Source organism: Streptomyces sp. NPDC006510 (assembly GCF_040611955.1).
GTDB lineage: Bacteria > Actinomycetota > Actinomycetes > Streptomycetales > Streptomycetaceae > Streptomyces.
Genome location: NZ_JBEXPH010000012.1, coordinates 60,612 through 87,136 on the forward strand (window position 1 = coordinate 60,612; position 26,525 = coordinate 87,136).

The following is a 26,525-nucleotide window of genomic DNA, read 5'->3' on the forward strand; positions in this document are numbered from 1 at the left end:
GGGTGCTCTCTCGTCTCTCGCGCCCCCGTGCCCTCACCCTGTGCGCCGTGCCCGTCCTCGCCCTGTTCGGTGTGGCCGCCTTCGCGCCGCTGCCGTTCACCCTGGCGCAGCCCGGCTCGACCGCGAACGTGCTCGGGGACGACCACGGCACGCCCGTGATCAGCATCAAGGGTGCGCCGACCCGCCCCACCGAGGGCGAGCTGCGGATGACGACGATCGTCGCGACCGGGCCCACCGCCGATGTCGGCGTCGGTGATGTGATCGACAGCTGGTTCCGTACGGACCGGGCGGTGCTGCCCCGCGACTCCGTCTACCCGAGCGGTGGCTCCGAGAAGGAGATCGAGAAGCACAACCTCGACGACATGCGGAAGTCGCAGCACTCCGCGGTCGACGCCGCCCTGAACTACCTCGGGAAGAAGCCCGGTTCGGTCGATGTGACCCTGCATCTCGCCGACGTGGGCGGCCCCAGCGCCGGTCTGTTCTTCGCGCTCGGCATCGTCGACAAGCTGGAGGGCGACGGCTCCGGCGGCGATCTCACCGGTGGCCGCACCATCGCGGGCACCGGCACGATCCAGGCGAACGGGGAGGTCGGCGCGGTCGGCGGGGTGTCGCTGAAGACCCAGGCCGCGCACCGCGACGGAGCGAGCGTCTTCCTCGTGCCGAAGGCGGAGTGCAGGGAGGCGGGCGCCGAGCTTCCCAAGGGGCTGCGGCTGATCCCGGTCACGACTCTGAAGGGCGCGGTGTCCTCGCTCCGGGCGCTGGAACAGGGACACAAGGTCCCGAGCTGCTGACCTCGCCGGCCGGTGACGGTACTGCGGCCCCGCCCGCCCCCGTACCGTCCATCGTGCGCCACACCGGGAACACCAGCGGGCTCAGCGTCGCCAGCAGGTACACCCCGCCCATCGCCAGCAGCGCACCGTTCGCGCCCGCGCTCTCGACCAGCAGGCCGGCCGCGAGACCGCCCACCGGCATGGCCAGTTCGCCGCCCGCGGTGAGGACCCCGGAGACCCGGCTGCGCAGTTCGTCGGGCACGGTTCCGTAGATCAGGGTCGTCAGGATCGGGTTCAGCACCCCGCCCGCGAGACCGCTCAGCGCCATGGTCACGGCGAGCGGCAACGTCGTCCCGGTCAGCGCCGCGACCACGTACCTGGGCGCGCCGCACAGCAGCACGCACACCGTGAACACGGCCCGCCGCGAGAAGTGGTGCCCGACCGCCCCGTACAGCAGCGCACCGGCCAGCCCGCCCGCGCCGAACAGCGCGGTGAGCAGTCCGATGTCCCCGGCCCCGCCCAGTTCGGCGGAGGCGTGCACCGGCAGCAGGACGGCGTTCCAGCCCTGGTCGGTGCCGTTCATGAACAGGACCATCACCACGACCGCCAGCAGCAGCCGGTTGCCCAGCAAGTAGGCGAATCCCTCGCGCAGTTCGGTGCGGTACGCCCGCAGCGAGACCGGCGCCGCGGCCTTGTGCGGCTCGGCCGCGCGCACCCCTCGTACGCCTGCCGCGATCAGCAGCGCGGACGTCAGGAACGTCGCCGCGTCCAGCAGCAGCACGGTCTCCGCGCCGACGAGCGCGATCAGCACGCCGGCCAGCGCCGCCCCGACCATCCGGGCGCCGCGCGAGACGGCGTCGAAGAGGCTGGCGGCGCGGGTGAGGGTGGTGTCGGCGTGCTCGGCGAGATCCGGCACGAGGACATAGCGCGCGGTGTCGCCCGGGGTGTGCGCGAGCCCGCCGACCGCCATCAGCGCGCACAGCATCCAGAAGGCCAGGGTGTCCGCGTGGTGCAGCAGCGGGATGGCGGCGACGGAGAGGCCGCACACCAGGTCGGAGGCGACGGAGACCCGGCGCCGTCCGATCCGGTCGATGACGGGACCGCCGATCAGGGCGGAGACGACGATCGGCAGGGTCGCGCAGAAGGCCACGACACCGGCCCGGCCCGCGCTGCCCGTGGTCTCCAGCACGAACCACGGAACGCCGATCAGGGTAAGTGAACTACCGGCCCTGGATACGGAGTTGGCGGCCAGTACGGCGGCGAGCGGTATGCGGCTGCGGTTCCCCCGGCCGGTCATGCCGTACCGGCTGCGGCATGGCCACGGCCGGAGTGGCGGGGCAGGATGCGCAGTCCCAACTCGACCAGACCCCAGCCCAGTCGGGTGCGCAGCCCGGTGCGCGAAGCGGTCTGCGCGAGGTCGAACTCCGTTGCGTACTGCCGTAGTTCGGTGGAGCGCATGTTGTGCAGGAGCAGGTGCGTGTCGGAGTGCATGACAGTGTCCTTCCTTCCGGTCAGGAGGGGCTCGTTGCCCGCGGGGCTGGTTACTCCGCGGGACGCGGGAAGAGGTGCACATGGCTGCGGACGTTGGCCGATCCCTCGGTGCCCTCCGGAACCCGGCCCCGGTAGCTCTCGATGAGTTCGTGGATCTTCCCGATCAGCTCCTCGGAGAGATCCGGCGTGAGGCGCACCTTGAAGTCGCTGACGTCCCAGCCGTGGCGCCACTCCTCGGGCCATTCGCGCATGGTGCCGATCCAGGTGTTCAGCTCCTGGGCGTGCGTGGTGGCCATCTCGTGGAGTACGACGTCGACCGCACCGCGCACCTCGGGGTCCGGGTGGCTCAGGAAGCTGCCGCTGTCGAAGACGGTGCCCCGGTGCGCGGCCCGCCACCAGCGCTCGCGGCCCTTGCCGCGTTCCGGGTCGTCCTCGACGAAGCCGTACGCCGCCAGCTGCCTGAGGTGGTAGCTGGTGGCGCCGCTGGACTCGCCGAGCCGGTCCGCGAGGCGGGAGGCGGTGGCAGGACCGTACTCCCGCAGGGCGGCCAGCAGGCGCAGCCGCAGGGGGTGGGCCAGCCCGCGCAGGGTGCGGGCGTCGACCTTGTGGATGTTCTCGGTTTCGGCGGGGGTCTCGGCGCCGTCCTCTGTTGCGGGCATGGGTAAACCATAGAGTTGCAAAACTCTCTTTGCAACAGATTCTTTGCAACAAAACCTTTGCGAGGAGACTCCTCGGCTCACCCCTCCTTGATGAACCCCTCCTGGATCAGCCAGTCCTTCGCCACCTGGTGCGGGTCCTGCCCGTCCACGTCCACCTTGGAGTTGAGCACCTGGGCGACCTCGGTGGTCAGCTTCTTGCTGACCGGGTCGAGCAGCCCGGCGATCTCCGGATACTTCTCGAAGGTCTTGGTGTGGATGACCGGCGCCGCGTTGTAGTTGGGGAAGAAGTGCTTGTCGTCCACGAGCACTTCGAGGTCCATCGCCTTGATCCGGCCGTCCGTGGTGAACACCTCGCCCAGCAGGCAGGAGTCGGACTTCGACACCTGGGTGTAGATGATCCCGGCGTCCATCTTCTTGATGTTGGCGGCCGGGAGCGACATCCCGTACGCCTTCTCCATGCCCGGCAGCCCGTCGTCGCGCGAGGCGAACTCGTTCTCCACGCAGATCGTCACCGCCGACGGGTTCTTCTTCGCCAGCGCCGCGACGTCGGAGAGCGTCTTCAGGTGGTACTTCGCGTTGTTCTTCCGGCTGATGGCGAGTGCGTAGGTGTTGTTGAGTGTGGACTGCGGAAGCCAGGTCACCCCGTTCTTCCGGTCCTCGTCCCGGACCGCCTCCCACTGCTCGATCGGGTCGGGGATCGGCTTCGCGTGGCCGAGGTAGGTGATCCAGCCGGTGCCCGTGTACTCGTACATCGCGTCCGCGTCGCCCTTGATGATCGCCTCGCGGGCGCTGATCGAGCCGGGCAGGTTCGTCCGGTCCAGGACCTCCGCGCCGGCGGCCTTGAAGACCAGACCGATCATCTGGCCCAGGACGATGTTCTCGCTGAAGTTCTTCGAGGTGACGGTCAGCGAGGCACCGTCCAGCGGCTTCCCCCGGCCGACCGAGCCCGGCTCCACGTCGTCCACCATCGGCGAGCCGCTCTTCAGCCCGCACCCGGAGAGCAGCAGCGCCAACGCCACCGCACCCACCAGAGCGGTACGCAGCTTCCGCGGACCCATCACCCCACCTCCAGTCCGCGCGGCGTCAGCGCCACCTCGACCAGTGAGGCCAGCCAGTCCACCAGCAGCGCCAGCACCACCGTCAGTACGGAACCGAGCACCAGCACCGGCATCCGCTGGGTCTGGATGCCCGAGGTGATCAGGTCTCCGAGGCCGCCGCCACCGACGAAGGTGGCCAGGGTCGCCGTGCCGACATTGAGCACCAGCGCCGTGCGCACACCGGCCAGGATCAGCGGGACGGCGAGCGGCAGTTCGACCTTGGTGAGCGTCCCCGTCGCCGACATGCCGATGCCGCGCGAGGCCTCGACCAGGTTCGGCTCGATCGCCTTGAGGCCGGCCACCGTGTTGGAGAAGACCGGCAGCACCGCGTAGATCACCATGCCGATGATCGCCGTCGACGGACCGATGCCCAGCCAGATCACCAGCAGTGCCAGCAGACCGATCGCCGGTGTCGCCTGCCCGATGTTGGCGACCGCCGTGACCACGGGGGCGCCCTTGCTCAGCCCGCGCCGGGTCAGCGCGATCCCCAGCGGAATGGCGATGATCAGCACCCAGAACGTCGAGATCGCGGTCAGCCGCACATGCTGCCACCAGCGCAGCTGCACATTGCCGCCGGTGAGTGAGTTCCGCGCGATCGAGTCGAGCTGGACATTGGTGATCCACAGATACGTGATGACCAGCACGATCACCAGCCCGACCGGCATCAGCACCAGCTTGCGCCAGGTGAACCGGCGCGGCGGACCTGCCGGTGGCGGGGCGGGCTCCTCCTCCTCGTCCCGGAAGGCATGGCCCTTGACGTCGTGCTCGCCGGGCGGGCGGTCCTTGTCGGAGGAGGGTGTGGGGGGCCCGGAGCGCGCCCGGCGGAAGGATTCACGGTTCAACGGGGAGTTGGGAGTCATGAGCCCGGACCGCCCTCCAGCTCTGCCTCGGTCTGGTGGCTGCGCAGCTCCTCCAGGTCGTGCTGGTGCTCGATGGCGGCGAGCCGGTCGGCCTCCAGCAGCTCATGGACGGAGTTCATCAGGGTCTGCATGTCGACGACCCCGATGAACTCGCCGCGCCGCCCGGTCACCGCGACCCGCCCGCCGCTGTCGGTCAGTACCGCCTCCAGCGCGTCGTGCAGCGTGGCGTCGCGCGTCACCGTGTCGTGGACCAGCTGCCCGGCACGCGCCAGCGAGCCCCGGGCCCGCATCAGGTCGCCGCGCCGCAGCCACTTGTACGGGCGGTTCCTGCGGTCCAGCATCAACAGCTCGTTGTGCATGCCGCTGCGCAGCTTGTTGAAGATCGACTGGAGCGGGTCGTCGACCGTCACCGTCGGGAACGCGGCCATCTCCACATCCCGTACTCGGGTGAGATTGAGCCGCTTCAGCGCCGCGCCGGCCCCGACGAAGCCCGAGACGAAGTCGTCCGTCGGATTGGTGAGGATCGCCTCCGGGGTGTCGAACTGCGCGATGTGCGAACGCTCCCGCAGCACGGCGATCCGGTCACCCAGCTTGATCGCCTCGTCGAAGTCATGGGTGACGAAGACGATCGTCTTGTGCAGTTCGTGCTGGAGCCGGATCAGCTCGTCCTGGAGGTGGTCGCGGGTGATCGGGTCGACCGCGCCGAACGGTTCGTCCATCAGCAGCACCGGCGGATCGGCCGCCAGCGCCCGCGCCACGCCCACCCGCTGCTGCTGGCCGCCGGAGAGTGCGCGGGGATAGCGCCCGTGGAACTCGCGGGGATCCAGCCCCACCAGATCGAGCATCTCCTCGACCCGGTCCTTCACCCTCGACTTCGACCAGCCGACCATCTTCGGCACGAGGGCGATGTTCTCGGCGACCGTCATGTGCGGGAAGAGACCGGACGACTGGATGGCGTATCCGATCTTGCGGCGCAGCTTCACCGGGTCGATGTCGGTGACGTCCTCGTCATTGATCCTGATCCGCCCGGACGACGGCTCGATCAGCCGGTTGATCATCTTCAGGGTGGTGGACTTCCCGCAGCCGGACGGGCCGACGAAGATCACCGTCTCGCCGGCCTTGATGTCCATCGAGACGCTGTCCACCGCCGGGCTCGGATTGCCCGGATAGCGCTTGGTCAGGTCCTCCAGCTGGATGGTGGCGCCTGACGTGGTTCTCTTCGTTCCGGCGCCGTCGGCGGTCGTGTTCCCGGTGACGGTCTCAGACACGGATCCCCCTCGGAATGGTGAGCCGCCCCAGCAGTACGTACGCGGCATCGAAGATCAGGGCGAGGATGACGATGCCGAGCGTGCCCGCGAGCACCTGATTGAGCGCGTTGGCGCTGCCCAGCGAGGCGATGCCGCGGAAGATCTCGTTGCCCAGGCCGGGGCCCGAGGCGTACGCGGCGATGGCGGCGATGCCCATCAGCATCTGTGTGGAGACCCGGATGCCGGTGAGGATCGGCGGCCAGGCGAGCGGCAGTTCCACCCGGCAGAGCCGGGCCGGACGCGACATCCCGATGCCCTTCGCCGCGTCGACCAGCGCCGGATCGACGCCGCGCAGCCCCACGATGGAGTTGCGGACGATGGGCAGCAGCCCGTACAGCGTCAGGGTGATCACGGTGGGCGCGACCCCGAGGCCGACGAGCGGGATGAGCAGACCGATCGCGGCGAGGGAGGGGATGGTGAGGATCGTCGCGGTAGAGGTGATGGCCAGTGACCCCGCCCAGCCGCTGCGGTAGGTGACGACGCCGATCAGGATGCCCAGCACGGTGGCGATGACCATGCACTGGAACACGGCACTGACGTGCTGGTACGCGTCGGTGAGCAGCTGTTGGTGTTGGTTGGCCAGGTACTCCCAGAAGCTCACGCACCCCTCCTCGGCTCAGTCGTTGTCCTCCGCGGCCTGCTCGACGAGCGGGATGATCCGCAGCGGAACCGGGTTCTCCATGACGATGGCCGTGGAGGCCCGGACGATGCCATCAAAACCGACAACCCGGTCGATCACCCGCTGAAGATCGGCGTTGGAACGTGCGACGAGTCGGCAGAGCATGTCGCCGTGCCCGGTGGTGGTGTGCAGCTCCAGCACTTCCGGTACGCCGGTCAAGTGAGCCCGTACATCGGCTCCTTGGCCCTGCTTGATCTCCAGCGTGGCGAAGGCGGTGACGGGGTAGCCGAGCGCCGCCGGATCGACCGCCGGGCCGAATCCGCGGATGACTCCATTCGACTGAAGCCGGTCGAGGCGGGCCTGCACCGTCCCGCGGGCCACGCCGAGCCTGCGCGATGCTTCCAGTACACCGATGCGGGGCTCGCGGGCCAGCAGCACGATGAGCCGCCCGTCCAGATGATCGATCGCCATGGTCTTCTCCGGAAGGTCGACGTGATGGTCATCATGTACAGATAGCCCGTTCATCATCCCCATCCGCTGTACAGATTGCCCAGCAAATCCATGAACTATTGCGCACCTTGCGAAGCGGCGAGAGCCTTCGGACATGACTGAGACTCTGCACACCACCCCCGAAACAGCCCGGCAGGCCGACCCCTTCCCGGTCAAGGGAATGGACGCGGTCGTCTTCGCCGTCGGCAACGCCAAGCAGGCCGCGCACTACTACTCGACGGCGTTCGGCATGAAGCTGGTCGCCTACTCCGGACCGGAGAACGGCAGCCGCGAGACGGCGAGTTACGTACTGACCAACGGATCGGCCCGTTTCGTCTTCACCTCCGTCATCAAGGCCGCCACCGACCACGGCCGCTTCCTCGCCGACCATGTGGCCGAGCACGGCGACGGCGTCGTCGACCTGGCCATCGAGGTCCCGGACGCCCGCGCGGCCTATGCGTACGCGGTCGAGCACGGCGCCCACGGCCTCGACGAGCCGTACGAGGTCAAGGACGAGCACGGCACCGTGGTGCTCGCCGCGATCGCCACGTACGGCAAGACCCGCCACACCCTCGTCGAGCGTTCCGGCTACGACGGCCCGTACCTGCCCGGCTTCGTCCAGGCCGCGCCGATCGTCGAGCCGCCCGCCAAGCGCACCTTCCAGGCCATCGACCACTGCGTCGGCAATGTGGAACTCGGCCGGATGAACGAGTGGGTCGGCTTCTACAACAAGGTCATGGGATTCACCAACATGAAGGAGTTCGTGGGCGACGACATCGCCACCGAGTACTCCGCGCTCATGTCGAAGGTCGTCGCCGACGGCACCCTGAAGGTCAAGTTCCCGATCAACGAACCGGCCGTCGCCAAGAAGAAGTCCCAGATCGACGAGTACCTGGAGTTCTACGGCGGCGCCGGTGTCCAGCACATCGCGCTCGCCACGAACGACATCGTCGCCTCGGTCCGGGCGATGCGGGCGGCGGGCGTCCAGTTCCTGGACACGCCCGACTCGTACTACGACACCCTCGGCGAGTGGGCGGGCGAGACCCGCGTGCCCGTGGAGACCCTGCGCGAGCTGAAGATCCTCGTCGACCGCGACGAGGACGGCTACCTGCTGCAGATCTTCACCAAGCCGGTCCAGGACCGCCCGACCGTCTTCTTCGAGATGATCGAACGCCATGGCTCGATGGGCTTCGGCAAGGGCAACTTCAAGGCCCTGTTCGAGGCGATCGAGCGCGAGCAGGAGAAGCGCGGCAACCTCTGAGTCCTCGGAGCCCTCTGAGCACTCCGAGCCCTTTGGTTCCTCGGAGTGCGATGGCGAACAGTCGCCGGACGGCCAAAAACATCGGCCGTCCGGCGATGGGCGTGACCGGCTCCGGGGCCCGTCAGCGGCTGCTTGAGGTCTTTGGGGCCCGAGGTGCCTGTGAGGCCTGTGAGGCCTGTGAGGCCTGTGAGGCCTGTGGGGCTTGCGGGGCCTGAGGTGTCTGAGGTGCCTGAGGGGCTGTTTCGGCCGGGGGCACCGGCTCGGGCTCCGGGTCCGGCTGCATGTCCTGGGGGCCGCCCGCCGGGGGAGAGGGCAGACGGTCCAGGGCCTGCTGGGCGGCAGGCCCGGCCAGGGGCGAGAACCGGGGGTTGGTGCGCAGGGCCTCCTCCAGATTGCGGCGCGCCGGACCGTAGTCCCGCAACGCCTTCTGGATCACGCCCAGGTGGTACGCGTACGAGGCGTTCTGCCCGCCCGTGTCGACCGCGCGGGCCGCGTACTTCAGGGCGGTGGCCGGGTCGCCGGAGCGGTGCAGGGCCCAGCCCAGCGCGTCCGCCACCGCCGTGCTGCGGTGCTGCCGCGCCCACTCGGCGTTCAGCAGCTCGACCGCCTTCGCCGGATTCCCGTGGTCGGCCTCGAAACGGCCGCGCAGGAGCGCGTTGTCCACGCCCTGGCCGTCGTCATGGGCGAGTGCCTCGCGGAGCCGTGCGTACTGCTTTGCGGCCTCCCCGCCCCGCCCCAGCGACTCGTACAACTCGCCCAGTTCCAGCAGGTATTCGGGCCGGGGAAGATGCTCCAGCGCCGCCCGGTAGTCGCGCTGCGCCTCGTCCGTGCGGCCGAGCGCAGCCAGCGCCCTGGCCCGGCCCGCGAGCGAGGGATGGTGTGCGCGGTCGGTCCGCAGCGCCGCGCCGTACTGCGCGACCGCCCCCTCCGGCTCGCCCCGCTCCCAGGCCAGTTCGCCCAGCAGGTACAGGCATTCCGCCTTCTGCGCGGGTGTGGTCGCCCGGTCCGCCGCGTCCTGCGCGTTGGCCAGCGCGTCCTCGCGCCAGCCGCGGTCCAGGTACATCCGTGCCTTCTGCATGAGCGCCGGGACCCCCGCACGCAGCGCCGTGAATTTCTCCACCGCCCTGTTCACCGACTTGTAGTCCCCGAGACCGCTGTACGCGTCGATCAGCGCCGGATACACGGCCCACTGCGTCGGCTGCCGCTTCTGTACCGTCTCGCCCCACTTCTTCGCCGTGACGAAGTCGTGCCGGGCATCGGCGAGCGCCGCGAGTCCCACCCAGGCCGCCGTGTTCCCGTTCTCGCCCGGCTCGACATCCAGCGAGCGCTTCAGCGCCTGCTCGGCCCGGCCGTAGTACGCCGCGTCCGCAGAACGCCGCCCCCACTCCACGTAGGCCGTACCGAGCACCGCCCAGGACCGAGCGTCGGACGGATGCGTGCCCACCCACTGCTGCCGGTCCCCGATCAGCGCCGTCAGATCGGAGAGCGAGGCCGGTGAGCCGTCGGCCGTCGCCGTCAGCGCACGCGAGACCGAGCCGGGCGCGGGCGGCGGCGAGGCCTTCTTCCCGTCGTCCGGAACGGCCACCACCGCACCCGTCACCAGCACCGCACCCGCCACCACGCCCACGGCAGCCCTGCGCAGCGTCGTACGCAGCGAGACGGGCGGGGGCTCGGCCAGTGACGCAGGGTCACAGAGCGCGGAGAGTGCGGAGGCGCCGGAGGGACAGGAGGCGCGGGAAGGGCTGGAGGGACCAGGGGGATCAGAGGGGCTGGAGGGGTCGGAGGGGCTGGAATTATCGGAAGTCTTATGGGGTGGGCGGCTCGGATCGGGGGGCTGCGGAGGCTGCTGCGGCATGACATCCATGCCGATCACTCTGCGTCAGCACTAAGAGCCCACTATGTCTTGCGAAGGCCGCCGCAGACGGGTTCACACCAATGGGCCCGGGTGTCACGCTTGGATCATGAACGGTCTTCTCGAACAACTGCGTGCGGGTCTGCCCGCCGAGGCCCTGATCACGGATCCCGACGTCACCGCCTCGTACGCCCACGACATGGCGAGCTTCTGCGAAGCGGGCTCGCCCGCGGTCGTCGTGCTCCCGCGCACGGTCGAGCAGGTCCAGCACGTGATGCGCACGGCCACGGCCCTGCGCGTCCCGGTCGTCCCGCAGGGAGCCCGTACCGGCCTGTCGGGCGCGGCCAACGCCTCCGACGGCTGCATCGTGCTGTCCCTGGTGAAGATGGACCGGATCCTGGAGATCAGCCCGGTCGACCGGATCGCCGTGGTCGAGCCCGGCGTCATCAACGCGGTGCTGTCCCGGGCGGTCAACGAGCACGGTCTCTATTACCCGCCGGACCCCTCCAGCTGGGAGATGTGCACCATCGGCGGCAACATCGGCACCGCGTCCGGCGGCCTGTGCTGCGTGAAGTACGGCGTCACCGCCGAATACGTACTCGGCCTGGAGGTCGTCCTCGCCGACGGGCGCCTGCTCAGCACCGGCCGCCGCACCGCGAAGGGCGTCGCCGGCTACGACCTCACCCGGCTCTTCGTCGGCTCGGAGGGCAGCCTCGGCATCGTCGTCAAGGCCGTGCTCGCGCTGAAGCCCCAGCCGCCGGAGCAGCTGGTCCTGGCCGCCGAGTTCCCGAGCGCGGCGACCGCCTGCGACGCGATCTGCCGGATCATGGAGCGTGGTCACACTCCGTCACTCCTCGAACTGATGGACCGTACTACGGTCCAGGCCGTCAACAAGATGGCCAACATGGGCCTCCCCGACACCACGGAGGCGCTGCTGCTCGCCGCCTTCGACACCCCGGACCCGTCGGCCGATCTGGCCGCCGTCGCCGAGCTGTGCACCGCCGCGGGCGCCACCGACGTGGTCCCCGCGGAGGACGCCGCCGAGTCCGAAATGCTGCTCCAGGCCCGGCGGATGTCGCTCACGGCGCTGGAGACCGTCAAGTCGGCCACGATGATCGACGACGTCTGCGTACCCCGCTCGAAGCTCGGCGCCATGCTGGAGGGCACCGCGGCCGTCGCCGAGAAGTACGACCTCACCATCGGCGTCTGCGTGCACGCGGGCGACGGCAACACCCACCCCGTCGTCTGCTTCGACCACACCGACGCCGACGAGTCCCGGCGGGCCCGTGAGTCGTTCGACGAGATCATGGCGCTCGGCCTGGAGCTCGGCGGCACGATCACCGGCGAGCACGGCGTCGGCGTCCTGAAGAAGGAGTGGCTCGCGCGCGAGCTGGGCGAAGTGAGCGTCGAACTGCACCGGGGCATCAAGCAGGCGTTCGACCCGCTGGGGCTGCTCAACCCCGGCAAGGTGTTCTGACGGCCGGGCGGAACCGCGCCCGCTCACGCCTCGCCGTCCTGCGACTCGTCCGACGGCCACGGGTCGCGCAGCCACAGGTCGTCGGCCGGCAGCGGCGCGAGCAGTTCGGCGAGGCCCTCGTCGATCCCGAGCCGCTCGGCCTCCGTGCCGGGCGGGACCACCCGCAGCGTCCGCTCCACCCAGGCGGCCACCGCGGCGGACGGCACCTCCAGGAGCGCGTTTCCGTCGGGCGAGCTCAGCGCGACGAAGATGACGTTGCGCCGGTCGACCTTGGTCGGCCAGATCCGGACATCCCCGTGACCGCACGGCCGGAACACCCCTTCGACCAGCAGATCGCGGGCGAACGTCCAGTGGACCGGGTAGTCGGAGCCGATGTGAAAGGCCACGTGCACGGCGTACGGGTCCTCCGTGCGGTACGTCAGACGGGCGGGGACAGGGATGCTGCGCTCGGGCGACAGGACCAGCTTGAGTTCCAGCTCGCGTTCCACGACGGTGTGCATGAGTGCGTCCTTCCGGTGCCTGTGGGCCGGCCTCATGACCGGTCCGCACAGGGAGAGAGCGCCCTCCCCGCCATCTATTACGCGACTTCCGAAAAAATTTCTGGGCGACGGGAAAGTGGCCCAAACCCCTGGAGTGGCCCAGGGGTACGCGGGCGTCTGGTAGATGTGGACCCGTTGTATTCAGGCCTCGAAGAGATACGGGACCACGGTGATGAGCGCCCCAACCCCGGCACCCGGTGACGAAAGCCCCCGCGAGGGGTACTACCCCGACCCGTCCATTCCCGGATATGTCCGGTACTGGAACGGGGCCTCGTGGGTGCCAGGCACGAGCCGTCCCGCCCCTCAGCAGGGCGAGTCGATGCCTGCGGCGCCTTCCGGAGCGGCACCCTCCGAACCGGCCGCCGAGCCGCAGCCGCAGCCGCAGCCGCAGCCGTCGGTCCCGGCGCCGGTGGACGAGACCGGTCCGGTCTTCCTGGATGAGGAGCCCTACGCGGGCAACCGCCCCGAACCGGCCACCGCCTGGCAGGCCGACGCCTCCCGGCAGACCGGATTCGGCGGGGAACGCGACCGACGGGTCTCCTGGGGCGGCACCGGGCAGCCCGGCGAACAGGACGGAAAGAGCGGACAGGGCCTGCCGGGCGATCCGGCCCGGCCGTCCGGGCCGGAGTCCGGGGCCGGTTCGGAGTCCGGCCACGATCCGCGTACGCCCGCGAACCGCGCCCCGGCCGGCCAGGTGCCGGACGACCGCGCCCCGGCGGTCCGTACCCCCGTCGACCGTGCCCCCGCGGACCCGCGACAGCCCGCCGCCTCACCCTCTCCCTCTCCTTCGTCCTCTTCCCCCGCGCCGGACCCGGCGGGCGGTGCGCTGCCGGGCGCGCGTGATGCCGGTGGCCAGGCCCCCGAGCACACCGTCGCGATCCGGGTCGGCCGCCAGGGCCGTCCCGGCGGCAGCGGTACGGGCAGCGATGGCGGAACGGATGCCGGCGCGGACGACGCGGGGCGCCCGCCCGCCGACGGGACGGTCACGATCCGGGCCGTGGGCCAGGGCGGCCGCCCGCCCGCCCGGCGGACGACGGAACCGGCGACCGCGGAGGGGACGATGGCGATCCGCGCGATCGCCCCCGGCACGGGCGCACAGCCCGCCGCCCCGGCACAGAATCCCGCCCCCTGGGCGCAGCAGGCCAATCAGCCCGCCCAGCCCGCCCAGCCCTCTCAGCCTGCCCAACTCGCCCAGCCTGCCCAGTCGGCCCGGCCCCAGCCGCAGCCCCCGCTCCAGCCTCAACCCCAGTCCCAGCCCCAACTTCCGGTCCAGCAGCACCAGCCCCAGCCCCGGCCCCATCCTCAGGCCCAGTTCCAGCAGCCCCGCCCGCAGTCCGGTGTGCAGGGGGCCCAGCCGGACCAGCCCGTCGTCCCCTGGAAGCCCCCGGTCGACGACCCCTTCCAGCAGCTCGCACAGGCCCAGGCGGCGGCCAGGCCCGCCGGGCTCGGCAAGCGGTTCGCCGCCCGGTTGATCGACAGCGTCGTGCTGCTGGCGCTCGTCGGCGCGATCGGCTTCCCGCTCGTCTCGCAGGCACTGGACCACATCGACGAGAAGATCAGCGCGGCGAAGCTGTCCGGCGAGACGGTCACCGTCTGGCTGGTGGACTCCACCACGGCCGGTCTGTTCGGCGCGGTGCTCGGTGCCTTCCTCGTGCTCGGTGTCCTGCTGGAGGCGCTGCCCACGGCCAAGTGGGGACGTACGCTCGGCAAGAAGCTCTGCGGACTCGAAGTGCGGGACATCGAGTCCCACGACGCCCCGTCCTTCGGCGCCGCGCTGCGCCGGTGGTTGGTCTACGGCGTGCTGGGTGTCCTCGTGATCGGGGTGGTCAATGTGCTGTGGTGCCTGTTCGACCGGCCGTGGCGCCAGTGCTGGCACGACAAGGCGGCCCACACCTTCGTGGCCGACTGACCGCACCCCTTCGGCTGACGTCCCATCGGGTGAGGGACGGTCGGGGCCGGCCCGTTCCCCCGAACGCACCTGAGCCGTTGCGGGCACCTCCGGGCCGGGGTGCACTGCCCCCATGAGCAACGATCAGCCGACGTCCGGTCAGCCGCCCGAGGACGACCCGTTCCTCAAGAAGCCGCACGAGCCGCCGCCGTCATCGGGTTCGCCGAACGACGGCGCTCCGCCGCCCCCGCCCCCGCCTCCGCCGCCGTACGATCCGGGACCCTACGGCGGCGGTGGACCGTACGGCGGTGTGGATCCGCTGGCCGGCATGCCGCCGCTGGGGGAGCCGGGCAAGCGCATCCTGGCCCGGCTGATCGACTTCCTGATCATCTCGATCCCGCTCTATCTGATCTCGCTGCCGTGGGGCGGCGCCGTCGAGGTGTCGGACAACAACGGCAACGGCAACGGCGTCAGCGATGTCTTCAGCCAGACGTACAGCGGGCACCAGCTGGTGTGGTCGCTGATCGGTCTGGTCGCGTACGTCGCCTACGACACGTACTTCACGCACAAGGACGGGCGGACCATCGGCAAGCGGCTGCTGAAGCTGCGTGTCGCGATGCTCAACGACGGCCGGGTGCCGGACACCGGTGCGTCGTTCCTGCGGGCCGTGGTGCTGTGGCTGCCGGCGCTGCTGTGCTGCCCGTGCCTGTGGTGGCTGATCAACATCGTGCTCATGTTCACGGACAAGCCGTACCGGCAGGGCCTGCAGGACAAGGCGGCGAAGACGGTGGTCGTCCAGACCAACTGAGAGCGTCCCGTAGGCGACGGCCCGGTTCTGCGAACGACCGGCGGGTCAAGGCCGTGGCAGGCGCCGGCGCCTGGGGGGATCTGTTCGCCACTCCGTACGAGAACGGCCCCGGCACATCGGCCCCTTCCCTGCCGTAGCCGTAGCCGTACCGCCCGGCCCGGACGACGGACCGGGCCGGGTCCTGAACCGCCGTACGCCGAGCTGTCGCGTACGTCGGGTCAGTGCCGAAGGGAGTGCTGGCCCACGCGCTCGTCCGCGGGCGTCGCGGCACGCTGTACGGCCTCGCGGGGCGCGGGGACCGGGGCGGCCCGGACGCCGTCACGGGCGAGGCCCTCGGCCTCGACGGCCGCGGAGACCGCGTCCTGGTTCACGCGGACCGCGGAACGGGCCCTCGCCGGCTGCGCGGTTTTCGCGCGTGACGGGTGGGGTACGGTCACGGCCACCAGCAGGCCGAGTGCGAGCGCCGCGGTTCCGATGACGGCGATACCGACGCCCGAACCCGTACGGGAAAGCAGCAGCATGGCGAGGGTCGAGAAGATGACGGTGACCGAACCGTAGGAGAGCTGTGCGGCAGTGGGACGCGGCATGGCGGTATCCGTCCTCGGGGCATCGGATGGGCAGTCTCTCAACACGGTCGCACTGTCAATCGACTCTACGACGGTGGATGCCCGAGAGGGGCCACTGGTAAGCGTGGCCTAACCCACGGTTCCGGTGCACAGGGGGCGCACGGAGTCATTCCCCGCTTCAACCGTGGTCCATGACGCGCCGGTTACCCGTTTGATGAACGTTCGGATAACGGAAACGATCTCCTGCATAGTGCACTTGGCCTGTTCAAGTCAAGATCTGTCTTTTCTCGCGTAACTCCGGTCGAATGTCGTCACTTGTGACGCGTATTCGCGCGCGGCCCCACATCACCCCTGGCCGCAGCGGCGAGTGCCGGGGAGGACTACATCAAGTGACCACAAACAGACGGGCGCTTCGCGCTGCAGCGGTTGTCGTGGCCATGGCCGCCACTGCCGCCACGGCGTCAGCTTTCGCCACGGCTCAGGCAGATGACAAGACATCGGGAGCCAAGAGCACCACCGTCGACCGCCGCGACCCGGGGTCGGCCAAGGGCAACGAGCACGACCTCCAGGGCCCGTTCAGCAAGCAGCGGGACGCTCAGCGTCAGGCCGCCCTGGAGCAGGTCATAGCGGGCGACAAGAAGGTCTCGCAGCGCGACGGCTCCAAGGTCGTCAAGCTCGACGACAAGAAGTACGTCGAGCTCGGCCGCGAGAAGACCGACAAGATCTTCACGATCCTGGTGGAGTTCGGCGACAAGGTCGACAACACCACCATGTTCGACCCGGACGGCGACGGCCCGAAGCCGGCCGTCCCGAAGTACGGGGGCACGCCCGGCCCGCTGCACAACAAGATAGCCAAGCCGGACCCCAAGAAGGACAACAGCACCGCCTGGCAGGCCGATTACAACCAGGCGCACTTCCAGGACCTCTACTTCGGTGAGGGCGCCGGCAAGGACTCGCTGAAGACGTACTACGAGAAGACGTCCTCCGGGCGCTACTCGGTCGACGGCGAGGTCTCCGACTGGGTCAAGGTGCCGTACAACGAGGCCCGTTACGGTTCCAACTACTGCGGCGCGACCAACTGCGCCAACGCCTGGGACATGATCCGGGACGGCGTGAACGCCTGGGCCGCCGACCAGAAGGCCAAGGGCCGTACGCCCGAGCAGATCAAGACGGATCTCGCCAAGTACGACCAGTGGGACCGTTACGACTACGACAGCGACGGCAACTTCAACGAGCCCGACGGCTACATCGACCACTTCCAGATCGTCCACGCCGGTGAGGACGAGTCCGCGGGTGGCGGCGCCGAGGGCAAGAACGCCATCTGGGCCCACCGCTGGTACGCCTACGGCACCAACGCCGGCGCGACCGGCCCGGCCGACAACAAGGCGGGCGGCACCGAGATCGGTGACACCGGCATCTGGGTCGGCGACTACACCGCGCAGCCCGAGAACGGCGGCCTGGGTGTCTTCGCCCACGAGTACGGCCACGACCTGGGCCTGCCGGACCTGTACGACACCACCAACACCGCCGAGAACTCGGTCGGTTTCTGGTCCCTGATGTCGGCCGGTTCCTGGCTCGGTACCGGCAAGGACTCGATCGGTGACCTGCCCGGCGACATGACCGCCTGGGACAAGCTCCAGCTGGGCTGGCTCGACTACGCCGAGGCCAAGGCCGCGACGAAGTCCACCCACAAGCTGGGCGTCTCCGAGTACAACACCAAGAACAAGCAGGCGCTCGTCGTCACGCTGCCCGAGAAGCCCGTCACCACCGATGTCACGAAGCCCGCGGAGGGCTCCAAGCAGTGGTGGAGCGACATGGGCGACAACCTCAGCAACACGCTGTCCCGTTCGGTCGACCTGACCGGCAAGTCCAAGGCATCCCTGGACCTTTCGGGCTGGTGGGACATCGAGAAGGACTACGACTACCTCTACACCGAGGTGTCGGAGAACGGTGGCACCAGCTGGACCGCGATCGACGGCACGGCCGACGGCAAGGCGATCCCGCGCGACGCCAGTGACAAGCCGGCCCTGACCGACGTCTCCGGCAAGTACCAGAAGCTCTCCTACTCGCTGGACGCCTACGCGGGCAAGAAGATCGACATCCGCTTCCGCTACGCCACCGACGGCGGCGCGGGCGGCCTCGGCTTCGCGGCCGACACCATCGCGGTCAACGCCGACGGTGCCGTGCTCTTCTCGGACAACGCCGAGGGCGACGACAACGGCTGGACCGCCAAGGGCTTCTCCCGCGTCGGCGAGTCGTTCACCAAGAACTACCCGCAGTACTACATCGCGGAGAACCGCCAGTACGTCAGCTACGACAAGACCCTTGAGGTCGGCCCGTACAACTTCGGCTTCTCCAAGACCCGTCCGGACTGGGTCGAGCACTACCCGTACCAGAACGGTCTGCTCGTCTGGCTCTGGGACAAGTCCCAGAAGGACAACAACGTCTCGAACCACCCGGGCCGGGGCCTGATCCTGCCGGTCGACGCGCACGCCAAGCCCCTGGAGTGGGCCGACGGCACGATCATGCGCAACAAGATCCAGCCGTTCGACGCGCCGTTCAGCTGGTACGCGACCGACGCCTTCACGCTGCACAACGCGGACGCACCGGTCCGGGTCAAGTCGCAGCACGGTGTCCCGGTCTTTGACGACCGCAAGGGCACGTACTGGTACAAGGAGAACCCGACCGGAAGTGTTCAGGTTCCTGACACGAACACCCGGATCCAGATCGTCAAGGAGCCCCGCAGCGGCTCGACGATCACCGTCAAGGTCGGTCCCTCGAACAAGTAGGTCCGTATAACCGCAGGTCAGAGCATGATCGGCCGTCGCCCTCTAGCGGGCGGCGGCCGATCGTGTTTAGGTGCGTCTTGTTCAGATGCTTATTGACACGACGTCTCACGGGGGAGCGCGGAGCATGGCAGGCGGAGGATTCTGCAAGTTGCCGAACGGCACTGTGGTGGTGGCGATCACCCTGCCCAGTCCGATGGACGGAGCCGGTTCCGGCAACCCGGTCCGGTTCCTGGTGCACGCGGCCAACCGGGCCCGCGCCCTGACCCGGCTGCGCAATGTGGGCCTGCGCGCGGTCTACCTCCGCGGCAACGCCGAGCCGCCCACACCCGACGAGATCACCGCCGTGCTGCACCACCCCGACGGGCTGCTCTGGCGCGCGAGACCGGAACAGGCACAGGAGCTCTGGCACCCGATCCGGGCTCTGCTCCGCCCGGCGGTACCCGTCCGACGGCCGGCCTGAGGCGCGGGGCCCGCCCCGCTACACCACCGGCTTGCCGGACAGCTTCACGCCCGCCCTGCGGAGCTCCTCCAGCGCCCGCTCCGTGGTCGTCTCGGCGACCCCCGCGGTCAGGTCGAGCAGCACGTGCGTGGTGAAGCCCGCCCGGACCGCGTCCAGCGCCGTCGCCCGCACGCAGTGGTCGGTCGCGATGCCGACGACGTCCACCTCGGTGATCCGGTGCTCCCGCAGCCAGTCGGCCAGCCCCACACCGTTCTCGTCGAGGCCCTCGAAGCCGCTGTACGCCGCCGCGTAGGCGCCCTTGTCGAACACCGCGTCGATCGCTCCCGAGGCGACCGCGGGGGCGAAATTCGGGTGGAAGCCGACGCCCTCGGTGCCGGCCACACAGTGCGCCGGCCAGGAGTGCTCGAAGTCCGGCTCGGCGGAGAAGTGGTTGCCCGGGTCGATGTGGTGGTCGCGGGTGGCCACCACATGGCGGTACCCGGCCTGGGCCTCGCCGATCAGGTCGGTGACGGCGGCGGCGACATCGGCGCCCCCCGCCACGGCGAGGCTGCCGCCCTCGCAGAAGTCGTTCTGAACGTCGACGACGATCAAGGCGCGGTGCATGGCGGGTGTCCTTCGGTGGGGGACGGTCGGCGGTCGGGGGTATTTCGAGCCTGTCACGCGGGTGTATTTCGAGCCTAGAGACTCCGGAGCCGGATAGGGAGGGGACGGAATGGAGCCCTTGCGGCGACCGGGGGCGCTACGGCGACCGGGGACGCCGCGGTGACCGGGCGCGCCCGCCCACCGCGGCGCACGGCCCTGTCACATGTACTCCGTGGGAATCACCGGCTCCCCGCGCGACAGCTGCACCGCCGACATCGGCAGCCCCGCCCGTGCCGCGATGTGCCGCTCGCGCGCCGCGTCCAACGGCTCCCGGGCGATCACCTCGCCGCCCCTGATCAGCTCGACCAGCAACTGCCGGTCGGCCAGCTCCGGCGGTACGGCGCCGGTGCCGATCACTTCGGCCTCGGCCACTCCGTGCTCGTCCAGCCGGCGCGCGGCCCACTTGCGACCGCCCACCGACGACTTCGCGCCGAGCGACTTCTTGGCGACCGGACGCAGCGGCTCCGCGGGGTCGGCGGACCCGGCACGGGCGACGAGCTTGTAGACCATCGAGCAGGTGGGCTGCCCGCTGCCGGTCACCAGCTGCGTGCCCACCCCGTACGCGTCGACCGGCGCCGCGGCCAGCGAGGCGATGGCGTACTCGTCCAGATCCGAGGTCACCACGATCTTTGTTTCTGTGGCGCCCAGCTCGTCCAGCTGCTGCCGCACCCGGTGCGCGACCAGGAGCAGGTCGCCGGAGTCGATCCGTACCGCGCCCAGCTCGGTCCCGGCGACCTCGACCGCCGTACGGACCGCCTCGGAGACGTCGTACGTGTCGACCAGCAGCGTGGTGCCCCGGCCGAGCGAGTCGACCTGGGCCCGGAACGCGTCGCGCTCGGTGTCGTGGAGCAGCGTGAAGGCGTGGGCGCTCGTCCCGACGGTCGGGATGTTGTAGCGGAAGCCCGCCGCCAGGTCGGAGGTGGTGCTGAAGCCGCCGATGTACGCGGCACGGGCCGAGGCCACCGCCGACAGTTCATGGGTGCGTCGTGCACCCATCTCGATCAGGCCGCGCCCGCCGGCCGCGGCGGACATCCTCGACGCCGCCGCGGCGATCGCCGAGTCGTGGTTGAGGATCGACAGGATCACCGTCTCCAGCAGCACGCACTCGGCGAAGGAGCCCTCGACCCGCAGGATCGGGGAGCCGGGGAAGTACACCTCGCCCTCCGGGTAGCCCCAGATGTCACCGCTGAAGCGGTAATCGGCCAGCCAGGCGAGCGTCGGCCCGTCCACGACCTGCTGTTCGCGCAGGAAGGTCAGCATCTCGTCGTCGAAGTGGAAGTTCTCCACCGCGTCCAGTACCCGTCCGATGCCCGCGACGACGCCGTAGCGCCGCCCCTCGGGCAGCCGGCGCGTGAACGCCTCGAAGACCGAGCGCCGGTCGGCCGTGCCGGCCTTCAGCGCGGCCTGCACCATCGTGAGCTCGTACTGGTCGGTGAAGAGCGCGGTCGACGGCACACCGACCCGTCGCCCAAGGTCCGCAGAGTTCATGTTCCGGATGCTACCCCTATTTCGTCAGAGTGACGAGATCTCGGGTCGTTTGTGCGATGCACCCTCCCGAGTGGCAGCATGGGGTGGGTGAGCGTCGCCCCCACAGAGATCGAGCGTCCCGAATCGGCCGAGGAGAGTCTTGTCGTCCCCGAGCCCGACGTCCCCTGGGTGACGCTGGTCCACAACGACCCGGTCAATCTCATGAGCTACGTGACCTATGTCTTCCAGGCCTACTTCGGCTACTCCAAGGACAAGGCGCACAAGCTGATGCTGGACGTCCACCAGAAGGGGCGCGCGGTCGTCTCCAGCGGCAGCCGCGAGGAGATGGAACGCGACGTCCAGGCCATGCACGGCTACGGGCTGTGGGCCACCCTCACACAGGACCGCAACTAGACCGGTCCGGTCCCCGCCCGCCCCGCCGACCCCTGCCCCGCCCGACCCACCATCGGAGAAAACCCATGGCCGGCCACTTCGAGGCCACCCCCGGCGGCGGCGCGGCCGTCGCGCTCGACGAGGTGGAGATCGCGATCCTGCGCTCCCTCGCCGTCCAACTGCTGGAACTGATCGGCCCCGGCGACGAACCCGCCGAGGGCGAGGACCCGCTCGCCGCCCTCTTCGCCGAGGGACCCAGTGAACCGCCCACCGATCCCGCCCTGGCCCGCCTCTTCCCCGAGGCGTACGGCAACGAGGACAGCGAACTGCGTGCCGCCTCCGCCGAGTTCCGCCGCTTCACCGAGAACGACCTGCGCGCCCGCAAGCGCGACGACGCCCTCGCCGTCGTACGCACCCTGGACGGACTCACGGTCGCCGGGAACGGCTCCGCCGTGCTCGAACTGACCGGCGACGAATGCCGCCACTGGCTCGGCGCCCTCAATGACCTCCGGCTCACCATCGGCACCCGCCTGGAGGTCTCCGACGAGGACGAGGGCGAGGCCGGCTCGCTCTACCGGCTCCCCGACAGCGACCCGCGCAAGCCGATGGTCATGGCCTACCTCTGGCTCGGCGCGCTCCAGGAGACGCTCGTGGAGACGCTGATGCCGTAGCGGCGCGTCGATCGTTCGCTCAATGGACCCTCAAATCCGGATAACGATCGCGTCACCTGAATGGCCTTTTTTGCGGCGGACAGAAACTCTTGTCCGCTTTTTCCTGTGACATGCGTCACATGATGTCCGGTGGATCACCCGAGTGCCCGTGATAAATCTTCACGACCACTCGGGGACGCCACCCTTGTTCCCGAGGGCGCTACGAGCCGGCAACCGCCGGCGGCACTCCATCCATATCCGGGGGGATCAGGACCTGATCCGCAGCCTCAACGGCGCGGATCGGCGTGGAGAAAGGCGCAGCACATGACATCGGCGCAGGTCGACAAAGGGCAGGGCGGCCGGCAGGCCGCACAGGTCGCGGATGCCGGCACGACGGGCGAGGGATACCAGCGGACCCTCGGCGCCCGCCAGATCCAGATGATCGCCATCGGCGGAGCCATCGGCACCGGACTCTTCCTCGGTGCGGGAAAGGCGATCGCCAAGGCCGGGCCCAGCCTCATCCTGGCCTATGCCGTCGCGGGCCTGGTGATCTTCTTCATCATGCGGGCCCTGGGCGAACTCCTCATGTACCGCCCGGTCTCGGGCTCCTTCTCCGAGTACGCCCGCGAATTCGTCGGCCCCTTCGCGGGCTTTGTCACCGGCTGGACCTACTGGCTGTTCTGGGTCGTCACCGGAATCACCGAAGTCACCGCCGCAGCCCAGTACATGACGTTCTGGTTCGACATTCCACAATGGGTGTCCGCACTGATCTTCACGATCATTCTGTACGGCGTGAACCTGATCTCCGTGAAACTCTTCGGTGAACTCGAATTCTGGTTCTCGATGGTCAAGGTCACCGCCATCGTCGGCATGATCCTCATCTGCGCCGGAATTCTCACCCTCGGCTTCTCCGACGCCGGGGACACCGCATCCGTCACCCACCTCTGGTCCGACGGCGGATTCTTCCCGCACGGCATCAAGGGCACCCTGATGACCCTGCAGATCGTGATGTTCGCCTTCCTCGCCGTCGAACTCGTCGGCGTCACCGCGGGCGAGTCCAAGGACCCGAAGACCGTCCTGCCCAAGTCCATCAACACCGTGCCGTGGCGCATCGCCGTCTTCTACGTCGGCGCCCTCGTCATGATCCTCTCCGTGGTCCCGTGGACCGAGTTCCAGCCCGGCATCCCGCCGTTCGTCGCCGCCTTCGAGAAGATGGGGCTCGGTGTCGGCGCCGGCATCGTCAACTTCGTCGTGCTGACCGCGGCACTCTCCTCCTGCAACTCCGGCATGTACTCCACCGGCCGCATGCTGCGCGACCTCGCCCTCAACGGACAGGGCCCGAAGTTCTTCACCCGGCTCACCAGGAGCGGCACCCCGCTCATCGGCACCACCTTCTCCGCCGCCCTGATGCTCGTCGGCGTCTGGATCAACTACCAGTGGCCCGGTGACGCCTTCACCTACGTCGTCTCGTTCGCCACCATCTCCGGCATGTGGGCCTGGATCATGATCCTGATCTGCCAGATCCGCTACCGGCGCCTCGCCGACCGCGGAGTGCTCCCGCAGTCGGACTTCCGGGCCCCCGGCGCCCCGTACACCAGCGTCTTCGCCCTGGGCTTCATCGCCGTGGTCGTCGTGATGATGGGCATCGACAAGGACACCAGGATCTCGCTGTACTGCGCCCCGTTCTGGGCCGCGCTCCTCGGCATCTCCTACGTGGTCCTCAGGGCCCGCAACCCCGAGAACAGGGCCTTCGCGAAGAACTGAGCCGCCGACCGGCCGCTTACCCGTCGTGTCCACCATGCGGGCCTCCTCGTACCACACTTCGGTACGAGGAGGCCCGCATGCCTATCCTGGCGAAATGCTGACCATCACCCAGGCGCTCTACGACCAGATCGTCGCGCACTCCCGCGCCGACCACCCCGACGAGGCATGCGGCGTGGTCGCGGGCCCGGCCGGAACCGGTCGCGCCGAGCGGTTCATCCCGATGCTCAACGCCGCCCGCTCGCCCACCTTCTACGAGTTCGACTCGGCCGACCTCCTCAAGCTCTACCGCGAGATGGACGACCGCGACGAGGAGCCGGTGATCATCTACCACTCCCACACCGCGACCGAGGCCTACCCCTCCCGCACCGACGTCACCTACGCCAACGAACCCGGCGCCCACTACGTCCTCGTCTCCACCGCGGACACCGACGACGCGGGCCCCTTCCAGTTCCGCTCGTACCGCATCGTGGACGGCGAGATCACCGAGGAGGACGTCGAGGTCGTCGAGGCGTACGAACCCGCCTGACCCCGCCGCACCGCCGGACACCGGCAGGCCGCCCACCGGCCGGACGGGGCCGCGCCCATCACGGTCCCGTCCACCTGTCGAACACCCGACATCCACCAGGTGAGATCACACTCGGGATCAGGGACCGGGAATCGATACGATGACCGCATGGTTCCCCATGACGTGAGCGACAAGACGCCGGGCATGCTGCTCGTCGCGCGGCTGCACGTCGACCTGTGCAGGCTCTCCAGCGCGATCTGTACGAGCCGCCTGCCCGCCGGCCGCAAGGCCTGAGCCGGGCTCGCGGCCCGAACACCACACGTAACGCACCAACCCCCGCGCGGGGGCCGAGCCGCGCGCCCACGTCACCTCTCCGCTTCCGACAGGAGCCCACGCCATGGCCATCGAGGTCCGCATCCCGACCATCCTCCGCACCTACACCGACGGCGCCAAGGCCGTCGAGGGCAACGGAGCGACCCTCGCCGACCTCTTCACGGACCTGGAGAGCCGCCACAAGGGCATCCGCGAGCGCATCGTCGACGGCGACGAACTCCGCCGCTTCGTGAACGTCTACCTCAACGACGAGGACGTCCGCTTCCTCGACGGCATCTCCACCAAGCTCAGCGACGGCGACAGCGTCACCATCCTCCCGGCCGTCGCCGGAGGAGCTGCCGGGGCGAGGCCCCGTCCGGCAGGGGCGGTGGCTGGGCGACGGGCGGGCATGAACTGATGCGGTACGACAGCCCGCTCGCCGCGGTGGGCAACACCCCGCTCGTCCGCCTGCCGCGGCTGTCACCCTCGGACGACGTCCGCATCTGGGCGAAGCTGGAGGACCGCAACCCCACCGGCTCGATCAAGGACCGCCCCGCGCTCCACATGGTCGAACAGGCGGAGAAGGACGGCCGGTTGACCCCCGGCTGCACCATCCTGGAGCCCACCAGCGGCAACACCGGCATCTCGCTCGCCATGGCGGCCAAGCTCAAGGGCTACCGCATCGTCTGCGTCATGCCGGAGAACACCTCCCAGGAACGACGCGACCTGCTCGCCATGTGGGGCGCCGAGATCATCTCCTCCCCGGCGGCGGGCGGCTCCAACACGGCGGTACGCGTCGCCAAGGAACTGGCCGCCGAACACCCCGACTGGGTCATGCTCTACCAGTACGGGAACCCGGACAACGCGGGCGCCCACTACGCGACCACCGGCCCGGAGATCCTCACCGACCTCCCGTCCGTCACCCACTTCGTGGCCGGCCTCGGCACCACGGGGACGCTCATGGGAGTCGGCCGCTACCTGCGCGAACACAAGCCGGACATCCAGATCGTCGCCGCCGAGCCGCGCTACGACGACCTGGTCTACGGGCTCCGCAACCTCGACGAGGGATTCGTCCCCGAGCTCTACGACGCCTCGGTCCTCACCACCCGCTTCTCCGTCGGCTCGGCGGACGCGGTCACCCGTACCCGCGAACTCCTCCAGCAGGAGGGCATCTTCGCGGGCGTCTCCACCGGCGCCGCGCTCCACGCGGCGATCGGAGTGGGAAAGAAGGCCGTCAAGGCGGGGGAGACGGCCGACATCGTCTTCGTCGTCGCGGACGGCGGCTGGAAGTACCTGTCGACGGGCGTCTACACCGCCCCGACGACAGAAGCCGCCATCGAGACGCTGCACGGCCAGCTCTGGGCGTAGGGCCCGCCCGATTCACGAGTGCGCCCCGGGCGCGGACGGCACCCCCGCCCGCGCCCGGGGCGCGCCGAGTTCCGATGCGACGCCGTACGCGGTCCTGCGGCCCCCGCCCGCGCCCGAGCGCACTCCGCCCCGCCCCTCCGCTCCTCACCCGAGCCCCCGCACCCGCTCCCACACCCCCGCGTCCACAACGCCCACCCGTCGCCGGAACCCCCGCACGGCGACCTCCCGCAACTCGTCCGTCTCCAGGAAGCTCACCCGGCCCCGGGCATCCCCCACCGTTCCCGCGGGCAGCGCGATCACCCCGGGCCGGTCCTCGTGATGCTTGCTGGTGATCTTCGCGACGAGCGCCGAATCACCCCGTACCGACAGCACCAGGCACGGCCGGTCCTTCGCCCCGGGCCCGTCCTCGTACGGCACCTCGGCCCACCAGATCTCGCCCGGCCGCGGCCCGCGCTCCGGCCCCGGCCCACGTCCGGGCCCCGCCGGCGGGCG

Annotated in this window: 28 protein-coding genes; 14 read left to right on the plus strand and 14 right to left on the minus strand. The window is 69.7% G+C overall.

What is annotated here, in order from left to right; translation table 11 throughout:
• Window positions 1-2 precede the first annotated feature (2 nt).
• Complete coding sequence (locus tag ABZY11_RS06500) at window positions 3-791, plus strand: S16 family serine protease (RefSeq protein ID WP_356478023.1); 789 nt, start codon at window positions 3-5, stop codon at window positions 789-791.
• On the opposite strand, the gene ABZY11_RS06505 is transcribed toward ABZY11_RS06500, so the two are convergent.
• The 8 genes from ABZY11_RS06505 to ABZY11_RS06540 all read right to left on the minus strand — a co-directional run bounded on the left by ABZY11_RS06505 (window position 721) and on the right by ABZY11_RS06540 (window position 7,274).
• Window positions 721-2,067 carry an MFS transporter gene (locus ABZY11_RS06505; protein WP_356478024.1) on the minus strand — a complete coding sequence of 449 codons (1,347 nt, stop codon included), beginning with the start codon at window positions 2,065-2,067 and terminating at the stop codon, window positions 721-723. The two genes, ABZY11_RS06500 and ABZY11_RS06505, sit on opposite strands and share 71 nt — an antisense overlap.
• Window positions 2,064-2,261 (minus strand): hypothetical protein, encoded by a 198-nt coding sequence (locus ABZY11_RS06510; RefSeq protein WP_356478025.1) that lies wholly within the window; start codon window positions 2,259-2,261, stop codon window positions 2,064-2,066. The genes ABZY11_RS06505 and ABZY11_RS06510 overlap by 4 nt, the downstream gene beginning before the upstream one ends.
• 50 nt (window positions 2,262-2,311) lie before the next feature.
• Window positions 2,312-2,920: a winged helix-turn-helix domain-containing protein gene (locus tag ABZY11_RS06515; protein WP_356478026.1), complete on the minus strand. Its 609-nt coding sequence runs from the start codon at window positions 2,918-2,920 to the stop codon at window positions 2,312-2,314.
• A gap of 77 nt (window positions 2,921-2,997) precedes the next feature.
• Window positions 2,998-3,978: a glycine betaine ABC transporter substrate-binding protein gene (locus tag ABZY11_RS06520; RefSeq protein ID WP_356478027.1), complete on the minus strand. Its 981-nt coding sequence runs from the start codon at window positions 3,976-3,978 to the stop codon at window positions 2,998-3,000.
• Window positions 3,978-4,877 (minus strand): ABC transporter permease, encoded by a 900-nt coding sequence (locus ABZY11_RS06525; RefSeq protein WP_356478028.1) that lies wholly within the window; start codon window positions 4,875-4,877, stop codon window positions 3,978-3,980. Before ABZY11_RS06525 ends, ABZY11_RS06520 begins: the two co-directional genes overlap by 1 nt.
• On the minus strand, window positions 4,874-6,193 hold the full coding sequence (locus tag ABZY11_RS06530; protein ID WP_356478029.1) for a betaine/proline/choline family ABC transporter ATP-binding protein: 1,320 nt from the start codon (window positions 6,191-6,193) through the stop codon (window positions 4,874-4,876). Before ABZY11_RS06530 ends, ABZY11_RS06525 begins: the two co-directional genes overlap by 4 nt.
• The gene (locus ABZY11_RS06535; protein ID WP_356478030.1) at window positions 6,138-6,785 is read right to left on the minus strand and encodes an ABC transporter permease; all 648 of its coding nucleotides are present in this window, start codon (window positions 6,783-6,785) and stop codon (window positions 6,138-6,140) included. Before ABZY11_RS06535 ends, ABZY11_RS06530 begins: the two co-directional genes overlap by 56 nt.
• Before the next feature lie 15 nt (window positions 6,786-6,800).
• Window positions 6,801-7,274, minus strand: a complete 474-nt coding sequence (locus tag ABZY11_RS06540; protein WP_356478031.1) for an Lrp/AsnC family transcriptional regulator — start codon at window positions 7,272-7,274, stop codon at window positions 6,801-6,803.
• 133 nt (window positions 7,275-7,407) lie between these two features.
• Here ABZY11_RS06540 and hppD point away from each other — a divergent pair, with 133 nt between their 5' ends.
• Window positions 7,408-8,553: a 4-hydroxyphenylpyruvate dioxygenase gene (gene hppD / locus ABZY11_RS06545; protein WP_356478032.1), complete on the plus strand. Its 1,146-nt coding sequence runs from the start codon at window positions 7,408-7,410 to the stop codon at window positions 8,551-8,553.
• Window positions 8,554-8,674: 121 nt separating this feature from the next.
• Here hppD and ABZY11_RS06550 read toward each other — a convergent pair whose 3' ends face one another.
• Complete coding sequence (locus tag ABZY11_RS06550; protein ID WP_356478033.1) at window positions 8,675-10,417, minus strand: tetratricopeptide repeat protein; 1,743 nt, start codon at window positions 10,415-10,417, stop codon at window positions 8,675-8,677.
• 97 nt (window positions 10,418-10,514) lie between these two features.
• Between ABZY11_RS06550 and ABZY11_RS06555 the strand changes: the two genes are divergently transcribed.
• Window positions 10,515-11,882 carry an FAD-linked oxidase C-terminal domain-containing protein gene (locus tag ABZY11_RS06555; protein WP_356478034.1) on the plus strand — a complete coding sequence of 456 codons (1,368 nt, stop codon included), beginning with the start codon at window positions 10,515-10,517 and terminating at the stop codon, window positions 11,880-11,882.
• A 23-nt stretch (window positions 11,883-11,905) separates the two neighbouring features.
• Here the strand turns inward: ABZY11_RS06555 and ABZY11_RS06560 are convergent, their stop codons facing one another.
• The gene (locus tag ABZY11_RS06560; protein ID WP_356478035.1) at window positions 11,906-12,382 is read right to left on the minus strand and encodes an SsgA family sporulation/cell division regulator; all 477 of its coding nucleotides are present in this window, start codon (window positions 12,380-12,382) and stop codon (window positions 11,906-11,908) included.
• A 211-nt stretch (window positions 12,383-12,593) separates the two neighbouring features.
• Between ABZY11_RS06560 and ABZY11_RS06565 the strand changes: the two genes are divergently transcribed.
• Window positions 12,594-14,330: an RDD family protein gene (locus ABZY11_RS06565; protein ID WP_356478036.1), complete on the plus strand. Its 1,737-nt coding sequence runs from the start codon at window positions 12,594-12,596 to the stop codon at window positions 14,328-14,330.
• Between the two features lie 112 nt (window positions 14,331-14,442).
• Window positions 14,443-15,117: an RDD family protein gene (locus ABZY11_RS06570; protein ID WP_356478037.1), complete on the plus strand. Its 675-nt coding sequence runs from the start codon at window positions 14,443-14,445 to the stop codon at window positions 15,115-15,117.
• Window positions 15,118-15,335: 218 nt separating this feature from the next.
• Here ABZY11_RS06570 and ABZY11_RS06575 read toward each other — a convergent pair whose 3' ends face one another.
• Window positions 15,336-15,704: a hypothetical protein gene (locus ABZY11_RS06575; RefSeq protein ID WP_356478038.1), complete on the minus strand. Its 369-nt coding sequence runs from the start codon at window positions 15,702-15,704 to the stop codon at window positions 15,336-15,338.
• A 368-nt stretch (window positions 15,705-16,072) separates the two neighbouring features.
• Here ABZY11_RS06575 and ABZY11_RS06580 point away from each other — a divergent pair, with 368 nt between their 5' ends.
• Together ABZY11_RS06580 and ABZY11_RS06585 are read left to right on the plus strand one after the other, a co-directional pair.
• Entirely contained in the window at window positions 16,073-18,472 is a 2,400-nt protein-coding gene (locus ABZY11_RS06580; protein WP_356478039.1) for an immune inhibitor A domain-containing protein, read from the plus strand.
• 124 nt (window positions 18,473-18,596) lie between these two features.
• Entirely contained in the window at window positions 18,597-18,932 is a 336-nt protein-coding gene (locus ABZY11_RS06585) for a hypothetical protein (RefSeq protein WP_356478040.1), read from the plus strand.
• 18 nt (window positions 18,933-18,950) lie between these two features.
• Here the strand turns inward: ABZY11_RS06585 and ABZY11_RS06590 are convergent, their stop codons facing one another.
• A complete protein-coding gene (locus tag ABZY11_RS06590) occupies window positions 18,951-19,535 on the minus strand; it encodes an isochorismatase family protein (protein WP_356478041.1) in 585 nt (194 codons plus the stop codon).
• A gap of 198 nt (window positions 19,536-19,733) precedes the next feature.
• A complete protein-coding gene (locus ABZY11_RS06595) occupies window positions 19,734-21,062 on the minus strand; it encodes a nicotinate phosphoribosyltransferase (protein WP_356478042.1) in 1,329 nt (442 codons plus the stop codon).
• A 78-nt stretch (window positions 21,063-21,140) separates the two neighbouring features.
• On the opposite strand from ABZY11_RS06595, the gene clpS reads away from it, so the two are divergent.
• The 7 genes from clpS (at window position 21,141) to ABZY11_RS06630 (ending at window position 26,033) form a co-directional block, all read left to right on the plus strand.
• A complete protein-coding gene (gene clpS, locus ABZY11_RS06600) occupies window positions 21,141-21,455 on the plus strand; it encodes an ATP-dependent Clp protease adapter ClpS (protein WP_327367665.1) in 315 nt (104 codons plus the stop codon).
• Window positions 21,456-21,520: 65 nt separating this feature from the next.
• Window positions 21,521-22,105 (plus strand): DUF2017 domain-containing protein, encoded by a 585-nt coding sequence (locus tag ABZY11_RS06605; RefSeq protein WP_356478043.1) that lies wholly within the window; start codon window positions 21,521-21,523, stop codon window positions 22,103-22,105.
• Window positions 22,106-22,408: 303 nt separating this feature from the next.
• Window positions 22,409-23,848, plus strand: a complete 1,440-nt coding sequence (locus ABZY11_RS06610) for an amino acid permease (RefSeq protein ID WP_356478044.1) — start codon at window positions 22,409-22,411, stop codon at window positions 23,846-23,848.
• Between the two features lie 94 nt (window positions 23,849-23,942).
• A complete protein-coding gene (locus tag ABZY11_RS06615) occupies window positions 23,943-24,374 on the plus strand; it encodes a M67 family metallopeptidase (protein ID WP_356478045.1) in 432 nt (143 codons plus the stop codon).
• A 147-nt stretch (window positions 24,375-24,521) separates the two neighbouring features.
• Window positions 24,522-24,647, plus strand: coding sequence for a putative leader peptide (locus ABZY11_RS06620; RefSeq protein ID WP_268250412.1), 126 nt, complete (start codon window positions 24,522-24,524; stop codon window positions 24,645-24,647).
• Window positions 24,648-24,750: 103 nt separating this feature from the next.
• A complete protein-coding gene (locus tag ABZY11_RS06625; RefSeq protein ID WP_356478046.1) occupies window positions 24,751-25,083 on the plus strand; it encodes a MoaD/ThiS family protein in 333 nt (110 codons plus the stop codon).
• Window positions 25,083-26,033 carry a cysteine synthase gene (locus ABZY11_RS06630; RefSeq protein WP_356478047.1) on the plus strand — a complete coding sequence of 317 codons (951 nt, stop codon included), beginning with the start codon at window positions 25,083-25,085 and terminating at the stop codon, window positions 26,031-26,033. The genes ABZY11_RS06625 and ABZY11_RS06630 overlap by 1 nt, the downstream gene beginning before the upstream one ends.
• Window positions 26,034-26,177: 144 nt before the next feature.
• Here ABZY11_RS06630 and ABZY11_RS06635 read toward each other — a convergent pair.
• The coding region (locus tag ABZY11_RS06635; protein ID WP_356478048.1) for a type II toxin-antitoxin system PemK/MazF family toxin at window positions 26,178-26,525 on the minus strand (348 nt) is incomplete at its 5' end.